Source organism: Pseudomonas sp. St29 (genome assembly GCF_001547915.1).
Lineage (GTDB): Bacteria > Pseudomonadota > Gammaproteobacteria > Pseudomonadales > Pseudomonadaceae > Aquipseudomonas.
Genome location: NZ_AP014628.1, coordinates 5,535,055 through 5,559,023 on the forward strand (window position 1 = coordinate 5,535,055; position 23,969 = coordinate 5,559,023).

21 protein-coding genes and 1 pseudogene are annotated in these 23,969 nt (G+C 61.5%); 10 read left to right on the top strand and 12 right to left on the bottom strand.

Going from position 1 to position 23,969, the window contains the following annotated elements; genetic code table 11:
• Positions 1-32: 32 nt before the first annotated feature.
• Both PST29_RS24555 and PST29_RS24560 read left to right on the top strand, forming a co-directional pair.
• The gene (locus tag PST29_RS24555) at positions 33-530 is read left to right on the top strand and encodes a DUF6622 family protein (protein ID WP_060844560.1); all 498 of its coding nucleotides are present in this window, start codon (positions 33-35) and stop codon (positions 528-530) included.
• Positions 531-719: 189 nt separating this feature from the next.
• Complete coding sequence (locus tag PST29_RS24560; RefSeq protein ID WP_060840935.1) at positions 720-1,421, top strand: hypothetical protein; 702 nt, start codon at positions 720-722, stop codon at positions 1,419-1,421.
• A gap of 96 nt (positions 1,422-1,517) precedes the next feature.
• On the opposite strand, the gene glyA is transcribed toward PST29_RS24560, so the two are convergent.
• Complete coding sequence (glyA, locus tag PST29_RS24565; protein ID WP_060844561.1) at positions 1,518-2,873, bottom strand: serine hydroxymethyltransferase; 1,356 nt, start codon at positions 2,871-2,873, stop codon at positions 1,518-1,520.
• Positions 2,874-3,405: 532 nt separating this feature from the next.
• On the opposite strand from glyA, the gene PST29_RS24575 reads away from it, so the two are divergent.
• Both PST29_RS24575 and PST29_RS24580 read left to right on the top strand, forming a co-directional pair.
• Positions 3,406-4,008 (top strand): helix-turn-helix transcriptional regulator, encoded by a 603-nt coding sequence (locus tag PST29_RS24575; RefSeq protein ID WP_060840938.1) that lies wholly within the window; start codon positions 3,406-3,408, stop codon positions 4,006-4,008.
• Complete coding sequence (locus PST29_RS24580; protein ID WP_060844562.1) at positions 3,995-4,876, top strand: queuosine precursor transporter; 882 nt, start codon at positions 3,995-3,997, stop codon at positions 4,874-4,876. The genes PST29_RS24575 and PST29_RS24580 overlap by 14 nt, the downstream gene beginning before the upstream one ends.
• Positions 4,877-4,975: 99 nt before the next feature.
• On the opposite strand, the gene PST29_RS24585 is transcribed toward PST29_RS24580, so the two are convergent.
• The 8 genes from PST29_RS24585 to hmpA form a co-directional block, all read right to left on the bottom strand.
• Positions 4,976-5,530, bottom strand: coding sequence for a cytochrome b (locus tag PST29_RS24585; protein ID WP_060840940.1), 555 nt, complete (start codon positions 5,528-5,530; stop codon positions 4,976-4,978).
• 155 nt (positions 5,531-5,685) lie between these two features.
• Complete coding sequence (gene cyoE / locus PST29_RS24590) at positions 5,686-6,573, bottom strand: heme o synthase (protein WP_060840941.1); 888 nt, start codon at positions 6,571-6,573, stop codon at positions 5,686-5,688.
• Positions 6,574-6,583: 10 nt separating this feature from the next.
• Positions 6,584-6,913, bottom strand: a complete 330-nt coding sequence (cyoD, locus tag PST29_RS24595; RefSeq protein ID WP_060844563.1) for a cytochrome o ubiquinol oxidase subunit IV — start codon at positions 6,911-6,913, stop codon at positions 6,584-6,586.
• Entirely contained in the window at positions 6,914-7,540 is a 627-nt protein-coding gene (locus tag PST29_RS24600; protein ID WP_011063285.1) for a cytochrome o ubiquinol oxidase subunit III, read from the bottom strand.
• A 3-nt stretch (positions 7,541-7,543) separates the two neighbouring features.
• The gene (gene cyoB, locus PST29_RS24605) at positions 7,544-9,562 is read right to left on the bottom strand and encodes a cytochrome o ubiquinol oxidase subunit I (protein WP_047305998.1); all 2,019 of its coding nucleotides are present in this window, start codon (positions 9,560-9,562) and stop codon (positions 7,544-7,546) included.
• Positions 9,563-9,565: 3 nt separating this feature from the next.
• Positions 9,566-10,510 (bottom strand): ubiquinol oxidase subunit II, encoded by a 945-nt coding sequence (cyoA, locus tag PST29_RS24610; protein WP_060840944.1) that lies wholly within the window; start codon positions 10,508-10,510, stop codon positions 9,566-9,568.
• Between the two features lie 795 nt (positions 10,511-11,305).
• Entirely contained in the window at positions 11,306-11,815 is a 510-nt protein-coding gene (locus PST29_RS24615; RefSeq protein ID WP_060840945.1) for a disulfide bond formation protein B, read from the bottom strand.
• 305 nt (positions 11,816-12,120) lie between these two features.
• Positions 12,121-13,302, bottom strand: coding sequence for an NO-inducible flavohemoprotein (gene hmpA / locus PST29_RS24620; protein ID WP_060844564.1), 1,182 nt, complete (start codon positions 13,300-13,302; stop codon positions 12,121-12,123).
• A 156-nt stretch (positions 13,303-13,458) separates the two neighbouring features.
• Between hmpA and norR the strand changes: the two genes are divergently transcribed.
• The 4 genes from norR (at position 13,459) to PST29_RS24640 (ending at position 17,465) form a co-directional block, all read left to right on the top strand.
• The gene (norR, locus tag PST29_RS24625) at positions 13,459-15,015 is read left to right on the top strand and encodes a nitric oxide reductase transcriptional regulator NorR (RefSeq protein ID WP_060840947.1); all 1,557 of its coding nucleotides are present in this window, start codon (positions 13,459-13,461) and stop codon (positions 15,013-15,015) included.
• A 176-nt stretch (positions 15,016-15,191) separates the two neighbouring features.
• On the top strand, positions 15,192-16,094 hold the full coding sequence (locus PST29_RS24630; protein WP_060840948.1) for a chemotaxis protein CheV: 903 nt from the start codon (positions 15,192-15,194) through the stop codon (positions 16,092-16,094).
• Positions 16,095-16,097: 3 nt separating this feature from the next.
• Entirely contained in the window at positions 16,098-16,586 is a 489-nt protein-coding gene (locus PST29_RS24635; RefSeq protein WP_060840949.1) for a GNAT family N-acetyltransferase, read from the top strand.
• A gap of 129 nt (positions 16,587-16,715) precedes the next feature.
• Entirely contained in the window at positions 16,716-17,465 is a 750-nt protein-coding gene (locus tag PST29_RS24640; RefSeq protein WP_060844565.1) for a YkgJ family cysteine cluster protein, read from the top strand.
• A gap of 38 nt (positions 17,466-17,503) precedes the next feature.
• On the opposite strand, the gene PST29_RS24645 is transcribed toward PST29_RS24640, so the two are convergent.
• From PST29_RS24645 to PST29_RS24650, 3 genes and pseudogenes are all read right to left on the bottom strand, one after another.
• The gene (locus PST29_RS24645) at positions 17,504-18,559 is read right to left on the bottom strand and encodes a methyl-accepting chemotaxis protein (protein ID WP_375136262.1); all 1,056 of its coding nucleotides are present in this window, start codon (positions 18,557-18,559) and stop codon (positions 17,504-17,506) included.
• Positions 18,560-18,805: 246 nt separating this feature from the next.
• Positions 18,806-19,087 (bottom strand): annotated as a pseudogene (locus PST29_RS32900) (PAS domain-containing protein); the annotation flags it as partial.
• Positions 19,088-19,244: 157 nt separating this feature from the next.
• Complete coding sequence (locus PST29_RS24650) at positions 19,245-19,490, bottom strand: hypothetical protein (protein ID WP_060840952.1); 246 nt, start codon at positions 19,488-19,490, stop codon at positions 19,245-19,247.
• A 224-nt stretch (positions 19,491-19,714) separates the two neighbouring features.
• On the opposite strand from PST29_RS24650, the gene PST29_RS24655 reads away from it, so the two are divergent.
• The gene (locus tag PST29_RS24655; RefSeq protein WP_060844566.1) at positions 19,715-20,872 is read left to right on the top strand and encodes an efflux RND transporter periplasmic adaptor subunit; all 1,158 of its coding nucleotides are present in this window, start codon (positions 19,715-19,717) and stop codon (positions 20,870-20,872) included.
• Positions 20,869-23,964 (top strand): multidrug efflux RND transporter permease subunit, encoded by a 3,096-nt coding sequence (locus PST29_RS24660; RefSeq protein ID WP_060844567.1) that lies wholly within the window; start codon positions 20,869-20,871, stop codon positions 23,962-23,964. The genes PST29_RS24655 and PST29_RS24660 overlap by 4 nt, the downstream gene beginning before the upstream one ends.
• The last annotated feature ends 5 nt before the right edge of the window (positions 23,965-23,969 follow it).

A 23,969-nucleotide genomic window follows, 5' to 3' on the forward strand; every position in this document is an offset into this window, starting at 1 on the left:
GCTCATTTTCCGCTGAAGCAAGGACGCTATAGATGCTCGATATCCTCCAAGGCACGCCCCTGTGGGTGTACGCGGTCTTCGCCCTGGTCTGCTACTACGGTCTGCGTGCCCTCGCCAGCACTCGCGAGAGCCGCCGTTCGCTGCTGCTGACACCGGTGATCCTGCTGGTCTGGTCGCTGTGGTCGGTGAATCTCGGCGAGCATCCGTTACTGGCGCTGGGCGCCTGGGCCGGTAGTACCGCACTCGGCAGCCTGCTGGCGATGCTGTTGTTCTCCAGCGTCGGCGTGCTACTGGAGTCCGGCGGCGAGGCGATCCTGGTGCCTGGCACCGTGAAGATCCTCGCCATCTCGCTGCTGTTCTTCGCCGTGAAGTATTGGATCGGCTATCAAACCGCCGTGCACCCCGAACAGGCCGCCAGCGTGCAGATGCTCGCTATCAGTGGCGCCGCCGCAGGCTTTACCGTTGGTCTGTTCTGCGGGCGAGCACTCAAGCTGTTCCGCAACTTCCGGCAACTGCGGCTCAACGCCTGAAAGCGGTGCGGCCATGCCCTTGGAGCACTGGGGAATCTTCGCCGTGCAAACCGGTCTGTAGGGACGGTCCTGTTGGGCGGGTCGCTTGGTCCGTGACATTAGGGTCCGGGTCCAATAGATTAGGCGCCCCCGAAAATCCCCCTGGGCCTTTCGCGCCTCAAACCTGTTAAACCAAGTAGTGGATGTTCAATGCCTGATTCCAACACCGAAGAATCCGTAATCGCCCTGTCCAACAAGGCCGAGTACGAAAACGCCATTCATCTTTCACAACACGTGTCCCAGGCCAAGACCATCAGCGAGATGGTGCTCGACGCCTTCCACACCTCGAAAGAAAGTGACCAGATTCGCGAACTGCGTGCTGCGATTCGCCAGGCCCACGACCGCTTTGACGACGACACCGCCTATGAACTCATGGGCCAGCTCAAGCAACTCAAAGACGCCGAGGCCGCCGACCTGGCCGCCCTGGAAGACCTGAGCAAGAAATTCCCCATCAGCCGGATTCTCTCCAGCTACAAGGACGACCCGGACTTCCAGGAACTGGTCTACGGCCTGGCCCTGAAAGTGCTGAACCAGACGCACCAGGCCATCAGCAACCCCAGCGGCGGCAAGAGCAAGGCGCGGCCGAAGAAGGAAATGGAAGTGTTCGCCATCAGCAAGGACGGCATCAGCGTCACCCTGCCGATGCGCCCGCGCTCCAAGGCCAACGTCGACCGCGAAGCCTTCGAGTTCCTCGGCTTCAGCTTTGTCGGCGAAGGCGACGAGGCCGAACTGGAAAGCGAGATGTTCCTCGACAAGGACGGCAACGAGCAGCAAGCGACCCGCAAGAACATCATCACCGCGATCCAGCAGCAGACCGCATTCGAAGGCTACAGCGCGCAACAGCAGCTGTAACCCGACCCTGTAGGAGCGAGCTTGCTCGCGAAGCCACCCCAAGCCGCCAAGAAAAAGCCCCGTACCTCACAACGAAGTCGGGGCTTGGCCTGCTCCTCAGCTATCCCGGTAATCGGCAATCGGATACCTCAGGCACAGAGCCTGCACCTCCAGGCGGAACTGCTCCTGCAGCACGGGTTCCAGCTGATATCCGCGTTCGCCAAGGGGCGTCACCTTGTCCAGGATCCGACCGACCAGTTCGACGACCTGACGACAGCCTTGCGGATCGATGCCGCGCTGAGCGACGGAGCCGCTGCCGATGCACAGCCCATTGCCGACAAAGGACGAGCGGGTTTCCCCACGAGCGCGCAGTTTGTTGACGATGATGCCGCAGGTTTCCAGCGCCGACTCGGCGATGGCCCCGGTGATGCCTCCCCGCAACCGCAACAGAATCGAATGGTTCTCCGTGCCCCCGCCCACGACCTCATAGTCCCGAGCCATGAACGCGCTGGCCATTTCATCCGCCGCGTCGCGAACCCGCCCCATATAGGCATCGAACTGGGGAGACATGGCATGGCCCAGGGCGGCCGCCTTGGCGGCGATCATGTTCACCATGGGCGCTCCCTGCATGCCCGGGAAAACCGCCTGATCGAGGATGCGGCGCAAGGTCGAGCGCAGCCCGGGCACCTTGGTGTCGGCGTCCCGTCCGGAAAGAATCAGCCCTGAACGAGGCCCTCCGAGTTGCCTGTGGGTGCAGGTGATGGTCACGTGCGCCGCATCGATCGGGCTCGGGTGGCGCCCGGTGGCCACCAGCCCGGCGATGTGTGAAATGTCCGCCAGCAGCAGCGCCCCGGCTTCATCGGCGATGGCCCGCAAACGCTGGAAATCCAGAGCTCGCGAGTAGGCCGTCGCACCACAGAGGATGATCCGCGGACGATGGGCCAGCGCCAGTTGCCGCACTTCTTGGTAATCGATGTTGCCCAGGGACGTGGTGCCGTAGCGGATGGCCTTGTAATGGGCCTCCGTGAAAGCCAGCGCACTGCCGTGAGTCAGTTGCCCACCGTGGTCGAGAGCCATGCCGAGAATCGTATCCCCGGGCTCGGCCAGGGCCGTGAGCACCTGGTAAACGGCACTGGAGGCCGAATGCGATTGCACACTGGCGTATTGCGCACCGAACAGCGCCTGGGCCCGCCGAATCGCCAGCGACTCGACCCGGTCGGCGTTCCCGCACCCGGGGTGATGACGTCGGCCAAGGGTGCCTTCCAGAGTGACGTTGACCAGCGCCGAGGCCGAGGCGGCCAAGGTCCGGGGACCGGCGGCACAGGAGGATGAAACCAACGACAGCGTGTGATGTTGACGCGTGACTTCCGCATCGAGGATGTTTGCCAGCTCGGCATCTTCGGTTCGCAGGTCGGCCAAACCGCGTCGCAGCAGGTCGGCCTGGGTCCTGAGTGGTTCAGTGTCAGCTGCCATTGTTCTGTGTCCCTTCCTTGAGTGTTGCGCGCCACGAACGACAGCACGCTTCCTGGATATCACGTTCGTTTGCCTGCATCGGGCTTATCCAAGCCTCGGCGTCAGACTCTATAAGGCGCAACAAAATTAATCAAAGAATTAAACATTTTCCAAATTAAATGATGCTTTTCTTATCGAGGAAGGGCAGCCTCAGCCTTGCGCTAGCGAGTACCTTCATGGTCCAGAGCCATGACGCCAAGCCTGCGGGACTGTATTGTCATGGCCGGCGCATGCGACAATTTTTCCTCGGTGACGCTGATCCAACTCCTGCCAAAGGCAGGATCACTCAAGAAACCGACTGCGAAAGCCCCCAGGATGGAGGCAGTCCGGCTAAAGGAGCACAGGTTGGTACAGACTTCGAAAAATCCGACATACATCTACCGCATTGATCTGGCCGATCTCGTCTCGGCGTCGGGCGACTGAATGCCTGATACGGCTCTATAACTTGCAAAGATTCAATGGGTTACGGCCAAAAGGAAGTGGTGAGTATCTGATGCATAAAAGAGAAAGAACCGAGCATTTAAAAAGCAACATCAAGTACTTGATAAAAAGCCGTGGTGAGACACAACTGTCTTTGTGCAACGCCAGTGGGCTGACCAGAACGACCATTTACAACATTCTGGAAGGCAAGGTCACCAACGTACAGCAGTCCACCATTCGAAAAATCTCTGACTTTTTCGGCGTCTCCTACGAAGAAATAGAGACTGTCGACTTTGAAGAAAAGGAGATCATCGAGAGCAGCATCTCCCCTCAAGGAAACATGAACCCGGCGGCCGTTCCGATCATCAAGGAGAGCCTGCTGATGGCCAACATGGACAAACGCATTGGGGAACTGGCGACGCTCTATCCATTGACTTACTACTTCGGCACTTCCTACAACCTGATAGCGGTGCTGCTGGAGAACGAAATCAACGGAATGAATGAACCCGGCGATCTGTTGATCGTACAAAAGGGCTCCTCGACCGACGACAAAGAAAAACTGGCTTACGACAAACTGACAGGCAGGCTGCTCATCTTGAATGATGTTTGTCCCGACTCAGATCGCATGATTGTAGTGGGCGATATCATTGAGGAGCGGTTCAATGACTGTCCATGAAAGCGAAATCGAAAACAGCAAATACAAACTTCTGGGTTTCGAGAACAATAAAAAACTTGCCGTAATCATGATCATTGCTACAGGCAAGGTCATCAGAATCAAGCTAAGAGAGGTACTGAACAGTGAAATAATGGATAACCTGAACAAAACGGAAATCAAGAATCTGTATCGAAAGCTCTATTCCCAGGGAGACACGCTGACCGCATACGACCTGAACGATCGCCATGAGAACTCATGGATGATTTATATAATCCTAAACTTGTTGCTCGTCACATTTTATATATTCACCAGTATTGCAGCGACAAAACCCATTTATCTGGAGTCGCTGGACATCATCATTACTCCTGGCACCTTCCTTTACTCCATTACTTTTTTGATCGTCGACTTGTTAAACGAAAACTTTGGACTTCGGTTAGCCAGAAGAGCCATTTTCTTTGCATTTGCTAGCACATCCACGGTTTTCATCCTGCTCTACGGCTCGACCTTCCTGCCAGGGATGCCAGGCTGGAAGCTTGAAACGCCCTACAATGAAGTGATCATTCAGGTGTCATCCGTACTGGTAGCCTCCTCTGTTTCATTCCTTGTTTCTGAAAACATAAACTCATACTTGCTGTGCAAGATAAAAGAGCTGACAAATTCCAGATTTTTGTTCTTGCGAATATTCCTCAGCACCTTCTTCGCGGTCATTATCGACAGCTTCCTGTTTTGCTATATCGCCTTCTATGGATTGATGAAGAACAGCGACATCCTCAACATGATCTTTTTTCAGATTGCGATAAAAGTGTTTTTTGCACTCTTCAATATCTTGCCCGCTTACGGCGCAAGATCACTGTTCAAGAGATACATGAGCAGCAACCAGACAAAATGATCTGGCACTGAATATCATCCTGATCTCCCATCAATAGGTTCTAAATAAAAAACCCCGCCCTTCTCTCGAAGACGGGGTTTTCTCTGCTCCGACGATACCTCAAGCCGAGGTCGTGCTACCGGCCATGCGCCGCAGGATATGCCCCTGGCCTTTGACGCAGTGCAGGATCACCGCTGCCACATGACCGACGATCAGAACCAGCAAGGTCCAGCCCAGGAGGCTATGGAAGCTGTTGCCCAGGTCGGTCATCCACTGGATCTTCGGCCCTTCAAAGCCACTCATCACCGGCAGCCCGAAGGCGGAAAACGCTCGTCCGGAACCGTACTGGCGCAGCAGCCCGAGAAACGGGATGGCGAACATCCCGGCATACAGCAGCCCATGCCCCAGGCGCGCGGCCAGGTTCAGGCTCGGCGGCCGACGATGCCGGTTCAGCAGGCTCCAGAACAGCCGCACCAGCAACAGCCCCATCAATAGCAGCCCGACTTGCTTGTGGGTCGGCCAGAGGAACTTGTCCAGTGCCGAATCCTCCAGCAGGTAATGGGCGGCGGTCGAGCAATAGATCCAGGCAAAGGCCAGCGCCATGGCCCAGTGCAACCCACGACTGACCGCGCCGTAACGCTCCTGGCTGTCGTTCATTTCAATACGGCTTTGCATTGCATCCACTCAGGTTCATCCACGAGCGGCGCATTTTACCCGGCCAGGTGGAGCCTTCGGACCGAAAAGCTTTAAATGATGTGACCGTCGCGCCAGCGGATAAAAAAAGCCCCGCGCGTCTTACGAAGGCGGGGCTTTTCTGTGGCCTGGACAGCTTAGTGCGCGTAGGTCAGCAACAGCTCGGTCGGGGCCTTGAAATCCACCGACATCATCACGCTCAGCGCGGTGATGGTGAAGATCGAGAACACGAACAGCTTGCGCGCCCACACGGTGTCATCCACCGCCTTGTAGCCGGTCCAGGCCATGTACAACCAGTACATGCCCATCGCCGCCGCTACCGCCAGGTAGCTCATGCCGGCGTAACCGCTGAAGGTCAGCATCAGGGTCGCCACCAGGAACGCCAGGATGTAGAGCAGGATGTGCTTCTTGGCCACGCGAATGCCGCGCTTCACCGGCAGCACCGGAATCGATGCGGCCAGGTAATCGTTGAAGCGGAAGATCGCGATGGCGTAGGAATGCGGCATCTGCCACAGGCTGAACATCACCAGCAGGGTCAGCGCGGCCATGTCGAAGCTGTTGCTCACGGCCACATAACCGATCACCGGCGGCATGGCCCCGGACAGACTGCCCACCAGCGTGCCGTGAACCGACTTGCGCTTGAGGTACAGGCTGTAGAGGCCGACGTAGATGACAAAGCCGATTACCGCGAACAACGCGGCCAACGGGTTGGCCACGTAGTACAGCAGGGCGACGCCGGCGATCCCGAGGAGGGAGGCATAGACCAGGGCCACTTCCAGGGAGATCAGGCCCTGGACCAGCACGCGGTTCTTGGTGCGCTCCATCTTCAGGTCGATGTCACGGTCGATGCAGTTGTTGAACACGCAACCGGACGCTACCACCAGCGAGGTGCCGATCATGGCGGCCAGGAAAATGGCCAGATCGACATGCCCTTTCGAGGCCAGGAAAAACCCGCCTGCCACAGAAAGCACGTTACCGAAAATGATCCCCGGTTTGGTGATTTGGATAAAGTGCTTGAGCGACATCGGGTTTACCTCACTTGGCCATCATGACGGTGTGGATGCTGAACATGATCCACAACGACAGACCAACCAGCAGAACAATGACCAGCGCCGCGAAGATAAACGCGATGACGTTGTTACGCTGCGCCGCGGAACGGTCCAGATGGAGGAAGTACACCAGGTGAACGATCACCTGGATGACCGCGAACGCCAGGACGATCCACAGGGTCACGTCTTTGGGCAGCGACGGGTACATCACCAGGCCGAACGGGATCAGTGTCAGGATGACCGACAGCATGAAGCCGATGGCGTAGGACTTGACGCTGCCGTGACCGGCTTCGTCGTGGGAGTGTGTGTTGGCCATTTACATAGTCCCCATCAGGTAAACAACGGTGAATACGCAGATCCACACCACGTCCAGGAAGTGCCAGAACAGGCTCAGGCAGCTCAGACGGGTCTTGTTGGTCGCCGTCAGGCCGTTTTTCTGCACCTGGTACATCATGATCGCCATCCAGATCAGACCGCTGGTCACGTGCAGACCGTGGGTGCCGACCAGGGTGAAGAACCCGGACAGGAAGCCGGAACGGCTAGGGCCGTAGCCTTCGGAGATCAGCAGGTGGAACTCGTTGATCTCCATGCCGATGAAGCCCAGGCCGAACAGGAAGGTCATGGCCAGCCAGCCCAGTACCTGCTTCTTGTTGCCCCGGAAGAACGCCAGCATGGCGAAGCCGTAGGTGATCGAACTGAACAGCAGCAGAGCGGTTTCGCCCAGTACGTAAGGCAGTTCGAAGATGTCGTGGCCCGACGGGCCACCCGCTACGTTGTTAACCAGTACCGCGTATACCGCGAAGATCGACGCAAACAGAATGCAGTCGGTCATCAGGTAGAGCCAGAAACCGAATACGGTCATCTCGCCCGAGTCGTGGTGATGGTCATCGTGCCCATGGTCATCGACATGGGCGTGTCCAGCATTGGTCACTAAGTTCGACATGGATTAAGCCTGTTCCAACGAGGTTTCAACACGGGTAGCCGGGATCTTGTTCTCCGATACCAGACGCTTGTGCTGCTCGGCTTCGATGCGTTCGATCGTCTCGACCGGCACCATGTAGCCTTGATCATCACGGGCAGCGTGGATCGCGAAATAGATCACGGTGCCGGCCAGGCTTGCGATGGCCAGCCACCAGATGTGCCAGATCATGGCGAAACCGAACACGGTCAGCAGAGCCCCCATGACCACACCGGTAGCGGTGTTGTTAGGCATGTGGATCGGCTGGTAGCGGCCAGGCTGCGCGTAGGCAGTACCGTTTTCCTTGGCTTCGGTGAACGGGTCGATGCCTTCGGCTTTCGGCAGTACCGCGAAGTTGTAGAACGGTGGTGGCGACGAGGTCGACCATTCCAGGGTGTGGGCGTTCCAAGGGTCGCCGGACACACACATGTTCTGCTTGCGGTCACGCACGCTGACGTACAGCTGGATCAGCTGGCAGGCGATGCCCACGGCGATCATCAGTGCACCCACCATGGCCACGTACAGGTATGGCACCCACTCAGGGTTGGTGGTGGCGTTCAGACGACGGGTCATGCCCATGAAGCCCAGTGCGTAGAGCGGCATGAAGGCGACGAAGAAGCCCGAGATCCAGAACCAGAAGGCAGCCTTGCCCCAACCTTCATGCAGCTTGAAGCCGAAGGCTTTCGGGAAGTAGAAGCTGAAGCCGGCGATGTAGCCGAACACCGCGCCGCCGATGATCACGTTGTGGAAGTGAGCGATCACGAACAGGCTGTTGTGCAGGACGAAGTCCGCACCCGGAATGGCCAGCAGTACGCCGGTCATGCCGCCGATGGCGAAGGTCACCATGAAGCCCAGGGTCCACAGAACCTGGCTGGTGATGCGCAGACGGCCGTGGTAGATGGTGAACAGCCAGTTGAACAGCTTCACCCCGGTCGGGATCGAGATCAGCATGGTCGCCAGGCCGAAGAAGGCGTTGACGCTGGCACCCGAACCCATGGTGAAGAAGTGGTGCAGCCAAACCATGAAGCCCAGGATCGAGATCGCGCCGGAAGCGTAGATCATCGAGTGGTGACCGAACAGGCGCTTGCCCGAGAAGGTCGAGATCACTTCGGAGAAGATACCGAACGCCGGCAGGATCAGGATGTACACCTCGGGGTGACCCCAGGCCCAGAACAGGTTCACGTACATCATTGGATTGCCACCAAGTTCATTGGTGAAAATGTGGAAATCCATGTAACGGTCAAGCGTCAGCAGTGCCAGGGTGGCGGTGAGGATCGGGAACGAAGCCACGATCAGCACGTTGGCCCAGGTGCAGGTCCAGGTGAAGATCGGCATGTCCATCATCTTCATGCCAGGGGTACGCATTTTCAGCACGGTGGCCAGGAAGTTGACCCCCGTCAGCGTTGTCCCCAGACCCGATAGCTGCAGCGCCCAGATGTAGTAGTCCACACCCACGCCCGGGCTGTATTGCAGGCCCGACAGCGGCGGATAGGCAACCCAGCCGGTCTTGGCGAATTCGCCGACGCCCAGGGACAGGTTGATCAGCACCACGCCCGATACCAGCAGCCAGAAGCTCAGGGAGTTGAGGAACGGATAGGCCACGTCACGCGCGCCGATCTGCAGCGGCACGACAAGGTTCATCAGGCCGGTGAAGAATGGCATCGCCATGAAGATGATCATGATCACACCGTGGGCGGTGAAGATCTGGTCATAGTGTTCAGGTGGCAGGTAGCCAGGCGAACCCTCGGTGGCCATGGCCAGCTGGGTACGCATCATGATGGCGTCGGCGAAGCCACGCAGGAGCATGACCATGGCGACGATGATGTACATCACACCGATTTTCTTGTGGTCGACGGACGTCAGCCACTCGGTCCACAGGTAGGTCCACTTCTTGAAGTAGGTGATTGCCGCGAACAGCGCCACACCACCGAGCAGGATCATGGCAACGGTCACCATGACGATCGGCTCGTGGAACGGTATCGCTTCCAGACTTAATTTACCAAACATCGTTTACTCCTCTGCCCCGGCAGCTGAATGCGAACTCACGTCCATCCCTTCGGTTGCGGCCACTTCCTTTTCTTTCTTCTCGTGCTTGAGCGGCTTGCCCGGTTTCATGCCTTCATACTTGTCGATGACGGTCTGGAACAGGTTCGGCGCGTAGGCGGAGTAGAGCTCGACAGGATTGTTCTGGCTCGGCTTGGAAAGGGCTTCGTATTCAGCGGTGTCCAGCTGTTTAGGTGCCTTTTTGACTTCGTTTACCCAGGCGTCGAAATCTTCCTGACTGGTAGCGATCGCTTTGAACTTCATGCCGGTGAAACCCGCGCCGCTGTAGTTGGCGGAGATCCCTTCAAGTTCGGTGTTCTGGTTGGCAATCAGGTGCAGCTTGGTGGTCATGCCCGCCATTGCGTAGATCTGGCCGCCCAGGCCCGGGATGAAGAACGAGTTCATCACGGTGTCGGAGGTGACGCGGAAGTTCACCGGGGTATGGGCCGGGAACACGATCTTGTTGACGGTGGCGATGCCTTGGTCGGGGTAGATGAACAGCCACTTCCAGTCCATGGCGACCACTTCGATGGTCACAGGCTTGGCGTCGGACTCCAGCGGACGGTACGGGTCCAGGGCGTGGGTCGACTTGTAGGTGACATAACCCAGGGCAATGATGATCAGCACCGGAACCAGCCACACCGCGATCTCGATCTTGGTGGAGTGGGACCACTTGGGCGCGTAGGTCGCGTCCTTGTTCGAGGCGCGGTATTTCCAGGCGAAGGCGAAGGTCATGATGATGACCGGCACAACCACCAGCAGCATCAGGATGGTTGCCGTGATGATCAGGTTTCGTTCATCCAGACCAACCTGACCTTTGGGATCAAGCAAGGTCCATTTGCAGCCTCCCAGCATTAACATGCCGAGCAGCGGCAATAAGCCTAGTAATCTGGGGTACCTGTTTTTACTCATCTCACGACCTCTAAAGCAGCTTGCGCAATGCAGTTGGGTTTTGATCGCCAACACTTCACCCTGCCAAGGGTTGGCATTTTTCTTCAATTGAATAAGGGCCTGCCCGTTGCGTTAAACGCTCAACGACACATCCCGGGCTAGCAGTGGTTCTTATTCGATCTCGTGGTCAAAGGCCTTGTTACAGACCAATTCCATTTGGTGCGGAAGTTTGGAAGGCGCCGACACCCGCAGTCGCACGGAGCGCTCAATCCGCCCCTCGACCGTCCTCGTGTGCTCAGGGATGAGCAGCGTCGGAAATTCAGTGCGGGCGATTGTAGATATGTCGCGTTTTATAAACCATGTCTTATCCCGAAATAATTTTTATCCCCCGGCGCAACAATCCCTCACGATTATTGCGAAGGATCGGAATGATATCGATTTTTATTCTCAACAAAAAGCCCCAAAAGGGACTTCCAGCGCCCCCTTTCAACAGGCCGAACGAGCGGCTGAAAGCCGCCTTGGATAGGGCTTCAACCCTTGTAAAACGGGCTTTGTGAAGAGATGTATAGATAGCAGGCTATGGATTTAACCCAGCCTGGGGATTTACACAAAGTGACAGACTTCAGGGGAACCGATTACCCGATATGCAGTCTGTTGCCGGCCTCCCTCCGCCCCTGTGCGACCGCGACAGTGTGACAACATGTCGCACTTTTACCGCCCCCTCACTTGCCGCAAATCACGGACTTTTCAACAGCCGGATGAACGACATGAAAAAGCCCCGGCCCCTGTTGAGGGACCGGGGCTTTTCCGGATGAATCAGTAGGTTTTCTTGCGATTGCGAACGACGCCCAGGGGCACCAGGATCACCGTCAGCACGAACGCCAGCAGCGCCCATTGCGCCAGGGACAGGCCAAGGATCGGCGGATACGGCGTGGAGCAGAAACCGTCGACCTGGAAGACCAGGGGAAAGATGCTCGCCAGCGGCAGGCTGTCGACAAAGGGCTGCAGCACATCGATGCCGCAGCTCACCGCCGGGTAGAACTGGGTGTACACATGGTGCCCGGCCACCCCGGCACCGGCGATGGCACTGATGACCACCAGGGTCTCCATCACGGTCACCCCACGTCGCGAGCTCAGGGCCGCCCCGATGAAGGCGAACAGAGCGATCAGCAGCAAGGCATAGCGCTGCAGGATACACAGCGGGCAAGGCGCCTCGCCCAGCACCACCTGCATGTACAGGGCCCCGCCGATCAGCGCCAGGCAGATAATCCCCAGCAGCACCAGGAAGCGCCGTTCACGCCCTAAACGCAGTCTGTCGTCACTCATCCCTATTCCTTTTTCTGTTGTCTGCTCAACCGGCGTAGCCGTGCTGGTCACGCCAGCCCGCGGGTTGAATTGCGAAGTTGATCTGATTGCCATCGGGTGCCCGGAAGTCTACACGCTGATCATGACCTTTGAATGCACTGCATCGAAGGCAACACCCAAGGTTTACGGGCCAGGGGGACACACGAACGAAAAGGCCGGGATGGCAGCGCCATCCCGGCATCGAGGGGAATTAACGACAGGCAGGTTAAGCAAGGATTAACAACCCGGCCCCGTTGCGGGGCCGGGTTGCGCAGGAGCCGGCCGGGTTATTCCAGGGCCGCCGCCGGGCCGAAGAACTCATACCGGCTCTGTTGCTCGGGAATGCCCAGGGCCTTGAGGTGGCGCTTGATGGCCGCCATGAATCCCTTGGGCCCGAGGAAGTAGGCATCCAGATCTCGCTCCTGCGGCAACCAGTCGGCCAACTGCTCCCGGGTCAGCAGCCCCAGTTGGTCTGCCGCCGGGCTGACACCGTCGTCCTCGGCATAGCAGTAGAAGCGCTTGAGCTGTGGATAACGCTGGGCCAGTTCGTCGACCCAGTGACGGAACGCATGCACCTGGCCGTTGCGCGCGCAGTGGATGAAATGCACCGGACGCTCCGTGGCCAGCGCCGCCTCCAGCATCGGCAGGGTCGGGGTGATGCCCACGCCGCCACTGATCAGGACCAGCGGTTTGGTGCTTGCCGCCAGGGTGAACTCGCCGGCAGGCGGGAACAGCATGATGCGGGTGCCCACCGGGCATTGGTCATGCAGGTAGTTGGAGGCCACTCCCCCGGGTTCGCGCTTGACGCTGATGCGGTACTGCCCCTGGTTGGAAAGTGCCGACAGCGAGTAGTTGCGCCGCACCTCCTGACCGTCGATGAACAGCTGCAAGCCGATGTACTGACCCGGCTCGGCGGCGAGGATCGGCCCCTGATCCAGCGGCGCGAAATACAACGAGGTGATTTCCGCGCTCTCCTGCACCTTCTGCACCAGCTCGAATGCCCGCGCGCCACGCCAGCCGCCCGGAGCCTGGGCCTTCTGGTCGTAGATCGCCGCCTCGGCACCGATCAGGATATCCGCCAACTGGTTATAGGCCGCGCCCCAGGCATCGATCACTTCAGGAGTGGCAATCTCGCTGCCCAGCACTTCGGAAATGGCCCGCAACAGGCAGCCCCCCACAATGGGGTAATGCTCCGGCAGGATCTGCAGGGCCACATGCTTGTTGATGATCTTGGCCACCAGATCCCCCAGTTGATCCAACTGGTCGATGTGCCGGGCATACATCAGTACCCCGTTGGCCAGGGCGCGGGGCTGATCGCCGCTGGCCTGATGTGCCTGGTTGAACAGCGGGCGAACTTCGGGGTACTCGGACAGCATCATCCGGTAGAAATGGGTAATCAGGGCTTCGCCACCGCTTTCCAGCAGGGGCACAGTGGCTTTGATGATGGCGCGATCTTGAACGCTTAGCATAAGGACAACTCCTGGACTTTATGACTGCTTGCAGGTTTCCCTTATCCAGTCAGTTTTCATGCCAAGATTAAAATCGTTATAAATCAATAACTTAAAATTAAGTTAGTCATAAAGACAGCAATGTACTTATAGTCATTAAGACTAGACGGAGTCATTATGACCGCAAAATCCCTGCTCACGACCCTGCTCCCCCTGGTGACCGACCTGTCCCGGGAACTGCCCGAGGGCGAACGTTACCGCCGCCTGCTGGAAGCCTTGCGCGCCCTGCTGCCCTGCGATGCCGCGGCGCTGCTGCGCCTGGATGGCGAATGGCTGGTGCCGCTGGCGGTGGACGGCTTGAGCACCGATACCCTGGGCCGCCGCTTCAAGGTGAGCGAGCACCCACGCTTTGCCGCCCTGCTCGCCAGCCCGGGCCCGACCCGCTTTGCCAGCGACAGTGAGCTGCCCGATCCCTATGACGGTCTGGTGGAAGGTCTTGACGACCACCTGGAAGTCCATGACTGCATGGGCTGCCCGCTGTTCGTCGATGAGCGCCCCTGGGGCCTGCTGACCCTCGATGCCCTGGACCCGCAGCGCTTCGAGCCCATCGAACTGGACGCCCTGCAAGCCTTCGCCAGCCTCGCCGCGGCCACGGTCAGTGCCGCCGAGCGTATCGAACGCCTGGCTCTGCGGGCCGAAAACGAGCATCAACGGGCCGAAGTCTATCGCCAGGCCAGCGGACAGCACCGCGAAATGATCGGCCAGAGCAAGGCCCACAAGCGCCTGCTGGAAGAAATCAGCCTGGTGGGCGGCAGCGACCTGACGGTGCTGATCACCGGTGAAACCGGCGTCGGCAAGGAGTTGGTGGCCCAGGCCATTCACGCCGCCTCGCCCCGGGCCGAACAGCCGATCATCAGCCTCAACTGCGCGGCCCTGCCCGACACCCTGGTGGAAAGCGAACTGTTCGGCCATGTGCGCGGCGCCTTCACCGGAGCCACCCAGGATCGGCGGGGCAAATTCGAGCTGGCCAATGGCGGCACGCTGTTTCTCGATGAGGTGGGCGAACTGTCGCTCTCGGTCCAGGCCAAACTGCTGCGGGTCTTGCAAAGCGGACAGTTGCAGCGCCTGGGTTCGGACAAGGAGCATCAGGTGGACGTGCGCCTGATCGCCGCCACCAACCGCGACCTGGCCGAAGAAGTGCGCAGCGGGCGCTACCGTGCCGACTTCTACCACCGCCTCAGCGTCTACCCGCTGCGAGTGCCGGCCCTGCGCGACCGGGGTCGCGACGTGCTGCTGCTCAGCGGCTACTTCCTGGAGCAGAACCGTTCGCGCATGGGCCTGGGCAGTCTGCGGCTCAGTGCCGACGCGCAGCAGGCGCTGCTGGGCTACAACTGGCCGGGCAACGTTCGCGAGCTGGAGCACCTGATCGGCCGCAGCGCCCTCAAGGCCCTGGGCAACTGCCGCGAACGCCCGAAAATTCTCAGCCTGGATGCAGCCGACCTCGACCTGCCCGGGCTCGGCGAAAAAGCGCCCGGCGTCCTCGCCCCGGCCCTGGAAAGCCTGGCGCCAGCGCCCCTCGAAGGCGACCTGCGCCAGGCCACCGAGCACTATCAACGCCAGCTGATCAACGCCTGCCTGGAACGGCACCAGCACAACTGGGCCAGTGCCGCCCGTGAGCTAGGCTTGGACAGAGCCAACCTCAGCCGTCTGGCCAAACGCCTGGGCCTGCGCTAAACGCCAGCATCGGCAGAACGCCACGCCCCGCTGCCTTCGCCGGCTGACCGGCGAAGGCAGCAGCGCCGACGGAAAGCAGGAACACCGCTAAAGCCTGCCCTGAACACGTCGATAACCCGTTATCAATGGTGCTCCGTGGGTCGAGCCACACGCCAACTTTTTCAGAGAAGGTTTTTATGTCCTCCAACAAAGCCCGCGCAGATTCGCTTTCGCTTCTGCTGTTTACCTTGCGCAGCGGCAAGCTGATGGCAATCAACCTGCTTAAAGTCAGTGAAATCATTCCCTGCCCGCCGCTGACCAAGCTGCCGGAATCCCACCCCCATGTGAAAGGCATCGCCACCCTGCGCGGCAACTCGCTGTCGGTGATCGACCTCAGCCGGGCCATTGGCGAGCGCCCTCTGGCCGACCCCGACAGCGGCTGCCTGATCGTCACCGACGTCAGCCGCTCCAAGCAGGGTCTGCACGTGCAGGCCGTGAGCAAGATCGTGCATTGCCTGACCACTGATATCCGCCCGCCACCCTTTGGCTCCGGCGGTATCAAGTCCTACATCACCGGCGTGACCCAGGTGGACGGCACCCTGGTGCAGGTGCTGGACATCGAGAAGGTGATCCACGGCATTGCCCCGGCGCAGATCGAGATGGCGCCCACCGAACTGAGCATGGAAGACGCCGAAGCCCTGGGCAACGCGCGGATCCTGGTGGTGGACGACAGTCAGGTGGCGCTGCAGCAATCGGTGCACACCCTGCGCAACCTCGGCCTGCAATGCCACACCGCCCGCAGTGCCAAGGAGGCCATCGACTGCCTGCTGGAACTGCAGGGCACGGCCAACGAGATCAACCTGATCGTCTCGGACATCGAGATGTCGGAAATGGACGGCTACGCCCTGACCCGGACCCTGCGGGAAACCCCGGACTTCGCTCACCTCTACGTGCTGCTGCACACCTCCCTGGACAGCGCGATGAACAGTGAAAAAGCGCGTCAGGCCGGGGCCAATGCGGTACTCACCAAGTTCTCTTCGCCAGAACTGACCCGCTGCCTGATCGACGCCGCCAAAACCATCGCCAGCCAGGCGGCCTGAACCATGAGCGAGATCCACTGCCTGCTGCTGCGCCGCGATCTCACCCGTGCGCAGGCCGCCCCGCAGTGGCCGCCCGGCGTCACCCTGCTGCACTACCAGCCCGAGCTGGCCGCCCAGGTGCATCAGCTGATGCACCTGGGCTACCAGGATGGCGGCGGCAGCGTGCCGACGCTGGACCGCTGGCGCCAGTGCTTCGAAAGCGATGCCGAATACGATCCACAACTCTGTCTGCTGGCCCGTGATGCCGACGGCCTGATCGGCGTCGCCCAATGCTGGACCAGCGCCTACATCAAGGATCTGGTGGTGCATCCCCGCGCCCGTGGCCAGGGGGTGGGAAGGGCCCTCCTGGAGCAGGCCTTCGTGATGTTCGCCGAACGCCGGGAAGGCTTTGTCGATCTCCGGGTTCTGGAAGACAACCGGCGAGCCCGTCGTTTGTATGAAAGCGCCGGCATGCAGATCCTGCGTCGCGAACGGGTGCCCCGGGGCTCCTGAGCAGCGACCGACCCGCCCCACCCCGCCAGCCGCGGCGGGTGGCGTGCAACTTGCTTGGCCCCTGCTCCAGCCGCGTCGACGTGTTTTTTTCGACGCGATCCCCATCGCCCCAGAAGGGTTCCCCGATCCATGAACACCCAGTTTTCCTGCGTTGGTTGCGGCAAGTGCTGCACCGATCACCACGTGCCCCTGACCCTCACGGAAGCCCGGGCCTGGGCGGCTGACGGCGGTCAGGTGATCGTTCTGGTGGAGGCCTTTCTCGGCAATGGCCTGGGGCTGCCGGCGCAACAGCGCGAACACGCCGAACGCCGTTCCTGCCGGATCACCAGTGGCAGTACCGAAGCCTACGTGGCGATCACCTTTGCCGCCTACAACGTCGGCCCCTGCCGGAATCTTGACGAAGAGTCGCGCTGTCGCATCTATGAGCGGCGACCGCTGGTGTGTCGCATCTATCCGATGGAAATCAATCCACACATTCCGCTCAATCCGCTGGCCAAGGACTGCCCGCCGCATTCATGGGAACAGGGCCCGCAACTGATCCTCGGGGGTGAACTGGTGGACCAGGAGCTGGCGGAACTGATCGCGCGCTCGCGCCAGGCCGACCGCGACGATATCCACACCAAGGAAGCCATCTGCGCCCTGCTGGGCATTCGCACCACGGCCCTCAAGGGCGACGGTTTCACTGCCTATCTGCCCGACATGAACGCCCTGGCCGCCGCCATCGACCAGGTCCGCGCCGCTCCCCCGCAGACCGCGAGCCAGCCGTGGCGCTTTCACCTGTCCGGCGACGACATCGCCAGCCAGGTCCTGGCCGCCGGGGCCCAGGTGGTCAGCACTGCCGGCGTGGACTACGCCTTCATCTCCCTGCGCGCCGCCTGAGCCGGCGGCGCCGGCTGGCCGCCGCCCAGCGCGGCGGCCTATCCACGCTTATGCCAGAACTCCTGGGCCAGTTGGCGCAGGTCCCCCGCCAGCCCGGCCACATCACCTGAATTGACGTGGCTGAGCTGGCCGGCGCTGACCGTCACCTCGCAGGCATTGCGAATGCCCATGATGTTGCGGTTGATGTCCTCGCTGACCGCGCTCTGCTCTTCCACTGCCGCTGCAATCTGCAGGCTCATCTCGGTGATCTGGTTGACCCGCTGGCTGATGCCGTCCAGGGCCACCGCCGCGCGCTGGGCCTGATCGACGCTGCTTTCCACATGCGCACTGCTGTGCTGCATGGCCTCCACCGCATGGCGCGCCGCATTTTGCAGGGTGCTGATCATGCGCTGGATCTCGTTGGTGGAGTCCTGGGTCCGCTGGGCCAGCCCGCGCACCTCATCGGCCACCACGGCAAAGCCGCGTCCCTGCTCGCCGGCCCGCGCCGCCTCGATGGCCGCATTCAGGGCCAGCAGGTTGGTCTGTTCGGCAATGCTGCGAATCACCTCCAGCACCCCGGAAATATCCGAGCTGTGGCCTTCCAGTTGATGGATGACCTCGGTGGCCCGCTCCAGCTCGCTGGCCAGGCGCAACACCGCGCTGCGGCTTTCGCCCACCAGTTGATGCCCCTCGCGGGTTTCGCTTTCCGCCTGATCCGCCGCCACCGAGGCCTGCTGGGCATGGGTGGCGACCTCGGCCACGCTGGCGGCCATCTGGTGAATGGCCGCGGCCACCTGATCGGTTTCCGCCTGCTGTTCCAGGGTGCTGTTATGGCTGCTGTGCAGATGCTCCACCAGCTCCGCGGCATGCCCGGCCAGGCGCTGGGAGGCATCGCCAATCCGCCCCACCACGGCTCCTACCTGGGCTTCGAGCATCTGCAGGGCGAACTCGATACGTCCGAATTCGTCCGCACGACCGGTGTAGATACCCTGGCTCAGTGGGTTGTCGCCGATCTGCCGGGCGCGCTCGGCCAGGCGGTCCAGCGGGCGCATTTGCACACCGACCGCCAGCAGACTCAGGCACCAGCCCATGGCCATCACCGTGCCCTGGAGCATCCAGGACTCGGGCAGCAGCCACGCTGAAACCCCGAAGCTGCCGATAAAACCGGCGCTGATGGCGGCCCACAGGCGCAAGCGCAGGCTCATGACCGGCAGCAGGCTCCACCATGAAGGCCCGCCCTCCCTGAGTCGGGCATAGGCCCGCTCCGCGGCGGCGATCTGTTGCGGGCTGGGCTTGGTGCGCACCGATTGGTATTCCACCGCCTGACCGTCACGCGTCACCGGGGTGACGTAGGCGCTGACCCAGTAGTGGTCACCGTTCTTGCAACGGTTCTTGACCATGCCCATCCACGAGCGGCCGCGCTTGAGCGTGCGCCACATATGGCCGAAGGCCGCCGGGGGCATGTCCGGGTGACGCAGCAGGTTATGCGGCGACCCCAGCAGTTCCTCACGGGTGTAGCCGCTGATCTTGATGAAATCAGGATTGGCGTAGGTGATCGCGCTGGTCAGATCGGTGGTCGAAAGTATGTTCGCATCAGGGGCAAAGTCCACGTTTCGCCCAGTAACCGGCAGGTTGATCTTCATGGGAAGCGCGCTCGTATTTGTTAGGTGGAGTCGGCAGGGCTGCTGACTCTAAGCGCACTGATGCCACAAATACTGATCCAGCTCAGGTTTAAAGCAATTAGCCATCACTGCGATTAAAAAGCGCAAATAAGGGCAATGTCTGCGATTGTCGGCGATCTCAACGTTTGCCCATGGAGCGACGGGTGCCGGGCGGCGCTGCGCCGGGGGTCTTGGTGTGGCCGTTGCTGGCACCGTTCTTGTACCAGGGCTGCTGGGCATTCTTGGCCGGCGCGAACTCGGACGGCTTGAAAGGAAACTTGAACGCCGGAATCGCCGCCTTGGCCTCGGTTTCAGGAGTGGCCGGGGCGGCCGCGGGATCGACGTTCAGGCCGTCATCCGCAGCAGGTTGTGCAGGGCAAGTCATGGAAGCTCCAGGGGAGAAAGATAATCCGCGCCAGGGAACGGGCCGCAGTGGCCGGCAGTATACCTGCGCGCCCGCGATCTTTGACCTGGGGCACGGCGGTCGGGCTGTACTTTTCTGACAGCGCTGACAGCTGGCGGTCACGGTGCTGACCGGGTTGCCGGACTATAACTGTCAACAGATCATGGCCAGCCTTTCGACACCATTGCCCCCGGCGTTCTACCTCTATGCCCATTGCCAAGAAAACCGTCGTGACCGCAGCGCTGCTGGTGGGCCTCACCGCTGGCGCGGCCTGGTTTTTCAACAAGCCGGCGACCGCCAGGCTGGCCGCGCCCACGGCCATTCCGGTGCGAGCGGTGCAGGTGCTCCAGCAGGATGTGCCGCGCTACGTCAGCGGCATCGGTACGGTGTTGTCGCTGCACAGCGTGATCATCCGTCCCCAGGTGGATGGCATCCTCACCCGATTGCTGGTCAGGGAGGGACAACAGGTCAAGGCCGGGGACCTGCTGGCCACCCTCGATGACCGCTCGATCCGCGCCAACCTGGATCAGGCCAAGGCCCAGCTGGCACAGAACCAGGCCCAGTTGCAGGTGGCGCAGGTCAACCTCAAGCGCTACAAGCTGCTGTCGGTGGATGACGGCGTCTCGAAACAGACCTACGACCAGCAAGCGGCCCTGGTCAATCAGCTCAACGCCACGGCCCAGGGCAATCAGGCCGCCATCGATGCCGCGCAGGTCCAACTGTCCTACACCCAGATCCGCTCGCCCGTCACGGGCCGGGTGGGCATTCGCACCGTGGACGAAGGCAACTTCCTGCGGGTGAGCGACGCGCAAGGCCTGTTCTCGGTGACCCAGATCGACCCCATCGCCGTAGAGTTCTCCCTGCCCCAGCAGATGCTGCCGACCCTGCAGCAACTGGTTCGCGCCCAGGACCCGGCGGCGGTCCAGGCTTACCTGGGCACCGACAGCAATAACGCCGGCACCCTGCTGGGCAATGGCCATCTGAGCCTGATCGACAACCAGATCAACACCGGCACCGGCACCATCCGCGCCAAGGCGGAATTCGACAACGCCCAGCAAAAGCTCTGGCCCGGTCAACTGGTGACCGTGAAGATCCAGACCGCGCTGGACCGGGGTGCGCTGACCGTGCCGCCCACCGTGGTCCAGCGCGGCCTGGACCAGCACTTCGTGTTCCGGATCAAGAGCCAGCAGGTGGAAAGCGTGCCGGTACAGGTGCTGTACCAAGACAGCGAGCTGAACATCATTTCCGGGGTCCAGGCCGGGGATGTGCTGGTCAGTGACGGCCAGTCGCGACTCAAGCCCGGCTCCCAGGTCCAGGTGCTGAATGCCCCGCCGCCGGCGCCGGCCCGGGAGCCCAAGCCATGAAGGGGCACGGTTCCCTGTCCGCCTGGTGCGTCGACCATCCGGTCGCCACCGTGCTGCTGACCTTTGCCCTGGTGCTGCTGGGGGCGGTTGCCTTTCCGCGCCTGCCCGTGGCGCCGCTGCCGGAAGCCGAGTTCCCCACCATCCAGGTGTCCGCGGCCCTGCCCGGGGCCAGCCCGGACACCATGGCGTCCTCGGTGGCCACGCCCCTGGAAGTGCAGTTCAGTGCCATCCCCGGCATGACCCAGATGACCTCCAGCAGCGCCCTGGGCTCGACCCTGCTGACCCTGCAGTTCACCCTGAACAAGAGCATCGACACCGCCGCCCAGGAAGTGCAGGCGGCGATCAACACCGCCGCTGGCAAACTGCCCAAGGACATGCCCACCCTGCCCACCTGGAGGAAGGTCAACCCGGCCGACAGCCCGGTGCTGATCCTCAGCATCAGTTCGACGCAGATGCCCGGCACCGAGCTCAGCGACTACGCGGAAACCCTGCTGGCCCGGCAGATCAGCCAGATCGACGGCGTCGGCCAGATCAACATCACCGGCCAGCAACGCCCGGCGATCCGGATCCAGGCCGCGGCGGACAAACTGGCGGCCATCGGCCTGACCCTGGCCGACATCCGCCTGGCGATCCAGCAGACCAGCCTCAACCTGGCCAAGGGCGCGCTGTACGGCGAGTCGAGCATTTCCACCCTGTCCACCAACGACCAGCTGTTTCATCCCGAGGAATACGCTCAGCTGATCGTTTCCTACAAAAACGGCGCACCGGTGCACCTGCAGGACGTGGCCCGGGTGGTCAATGGCCCGGAAGACGCCTACGTCCAGGCCTGGTCCGGCGATCAGCCGGGGGTCAACCTGGTGATCTCCCGTCAGCCGGGGGCCAATATCGTCGACACCGTGGACCGCATCCAGGCCGCCCTGCCGGGGCTTGAGGCGATGCTGCCGGCGTCGGTGCAGGTCAAGGTGCTGGTGGACCGCACCCAGACCATCCGCGCCTCGCTGCACGAGGTGGAGATCACCCTGCTGATCGCGGTGCTGCTGGTGGTGGCGGTGATGGCGCTGTTCCTGCGCCAGTGGTCGGCGACCCTGATCGTCTCCGCGGTGCTGGGGGTATCGCTGACCGCCAGCTTCGCCCTGATGTATGTGCTGGGCTTCAGCCTGAACAACCTGACCCTGGTGGCCATCGTCATCGCCGTGGGCTTCGTGGTCGACGACGCCATCGTGGTGGTGGAGAACATCCACCGCCATCTGGAAGCCGGCGACGGCATGCGCGAGGCGGCGATCAAGGGGGGCGGCGAGATCGGCTTCACCGTGGTGTCCATCAGCTTCTCCCTGGTGGCGGCGTTCATTCCCCTGCTGTTCATGGGCGGCGTGGTCGGCCGGCTGTTCAAGGAGTTCGCCCTGACCGCGACATCCACCATCATGATTTCGGTGCTGGTATCGCTGACCCTGGCGCCCACCCTGGCCGCCCTGTTCATGCGGGCCCCGGTGCACCCGGCCCACGCCAAGCCAGGCTTCGGCGAGCGTCTGCTGGCCCTCTACGAGCGCGCCCTGCGCCGGGCCCTGGCCCGGCAGAAACTGATGCTGGGGATTTTCGCCCTGACCCTGAGCATGGCCATTGCCGGCTACATCCTGATTCCCAAGGGCTTCTTCCCGGTGCAGGACACCGGCTTCGTGCTCGGAACCACCGAGGCCGCCGCGGACATTTCCTACCCGGACATGGTGAAGAAACACCAGGCGCTGGCCGAGATCGTCGCCGCCGACCCGGCGGTGCAAGCCTTCTCCCATTCGGTGGGCGTCTCTGGCAGCAACCAGACCATCGCCAACGGCCGCTTCTGGATCTCGCTGAAAAAGCGCAGCGAGCGGGATGTCTCGGCCAGCGCCTTTATCGACCGCATCCGTCCGCAACTGATGAAGGTGCCCGGTATCGTCCTTTACCTGCGAGCCGGTCAGGACATCAACCTCAGTTCGGGCCCCAGCCGCGCCCAGTACCAGTACGTGCTGAAAAGCAACGACGGCCCGACCCTGACCACCTGGACCCAGCGCCTGACCGAGAAACTGCGCAGCAACCCGGCGTTCCGCGACATCTCCAACGACCTGCAACTGGGCGGCAGCATCACCCATATCAACATCGACAGGACCGCCGCCGCGCGCTTCGGCCTGACCGCCAGCGATGTCGACCAGGCGCTGTACGACGCCTTCGGCCAACGTCAGATCAACGAGTTCCAGACCGAGATCAACCAGTACAACGTGATCCTCGAACTCGACACCCAGCAACGGGGCAAGGCCGAGAGCCTCAACTACTTCTACCTGCGCTCGCCGTTGACCGGGGAGATGGTGCCGCTGTCGGCCCTGGCGCGTTTCGATGCGCCCAGCATCGGCCCGTTGTCGATCGCTCACGACGGCATGTTCCCGGCCGCCAACCTGTCGTTCAACCTGGCCCCCGGCGTGGCCCTGGGGGACGCGGTGATCCTGCTGGAACAGGCCAAGAACGAGATCGGCATGCCGGCGGCCATCAGCGGCAACTTCCAGGGCGCGGCCCAGGCCTTCCAGAGCTCCCTGGCCAGCCAGCCGTACCTGATCCTCGCCGCGCTGGTGGCCGTGTACATCATTCTCGGGGTGCTGTACGAAAGCTTCGTGCATCCGCTGACGATCATTTCCACCCTGCCCTCGGCGGGGCTCGGCGCCTTGCTGATGCTCTGGCTCTGTGGCCAGGACTTTTCCATCATGGCGCTGATCGGCCTGGTGCTGCTGATCGGCATCGTCAAGAAGAACGGCATCCTGATGATCGACTTCGCCCTGGAAGCCCAGCGCAACGGCGGCCTGCCTCCTGAGGAGGCGATCTACCAGGCCTGCATCACCCGGTTCCGGCCGATCATCATGACCACCCTGGCCGCCTTGCTCGGCGCCCTGCCCCTGATGCTCGGCTACGGCACCGGCGCCGAGCTGCGCCAGCCCCTGGGTATCGCCGTGGTCGGCGGCCTGCTGGTGAGCCAGGCGCTGACGCTGTTCACCACGCCGGTCATATACTTGTGGCTCGAGCGGCTGTTCCACCGGCCCCGGCCGGCTCTTTCGCCAGCCACCAACACCTGAGGCGG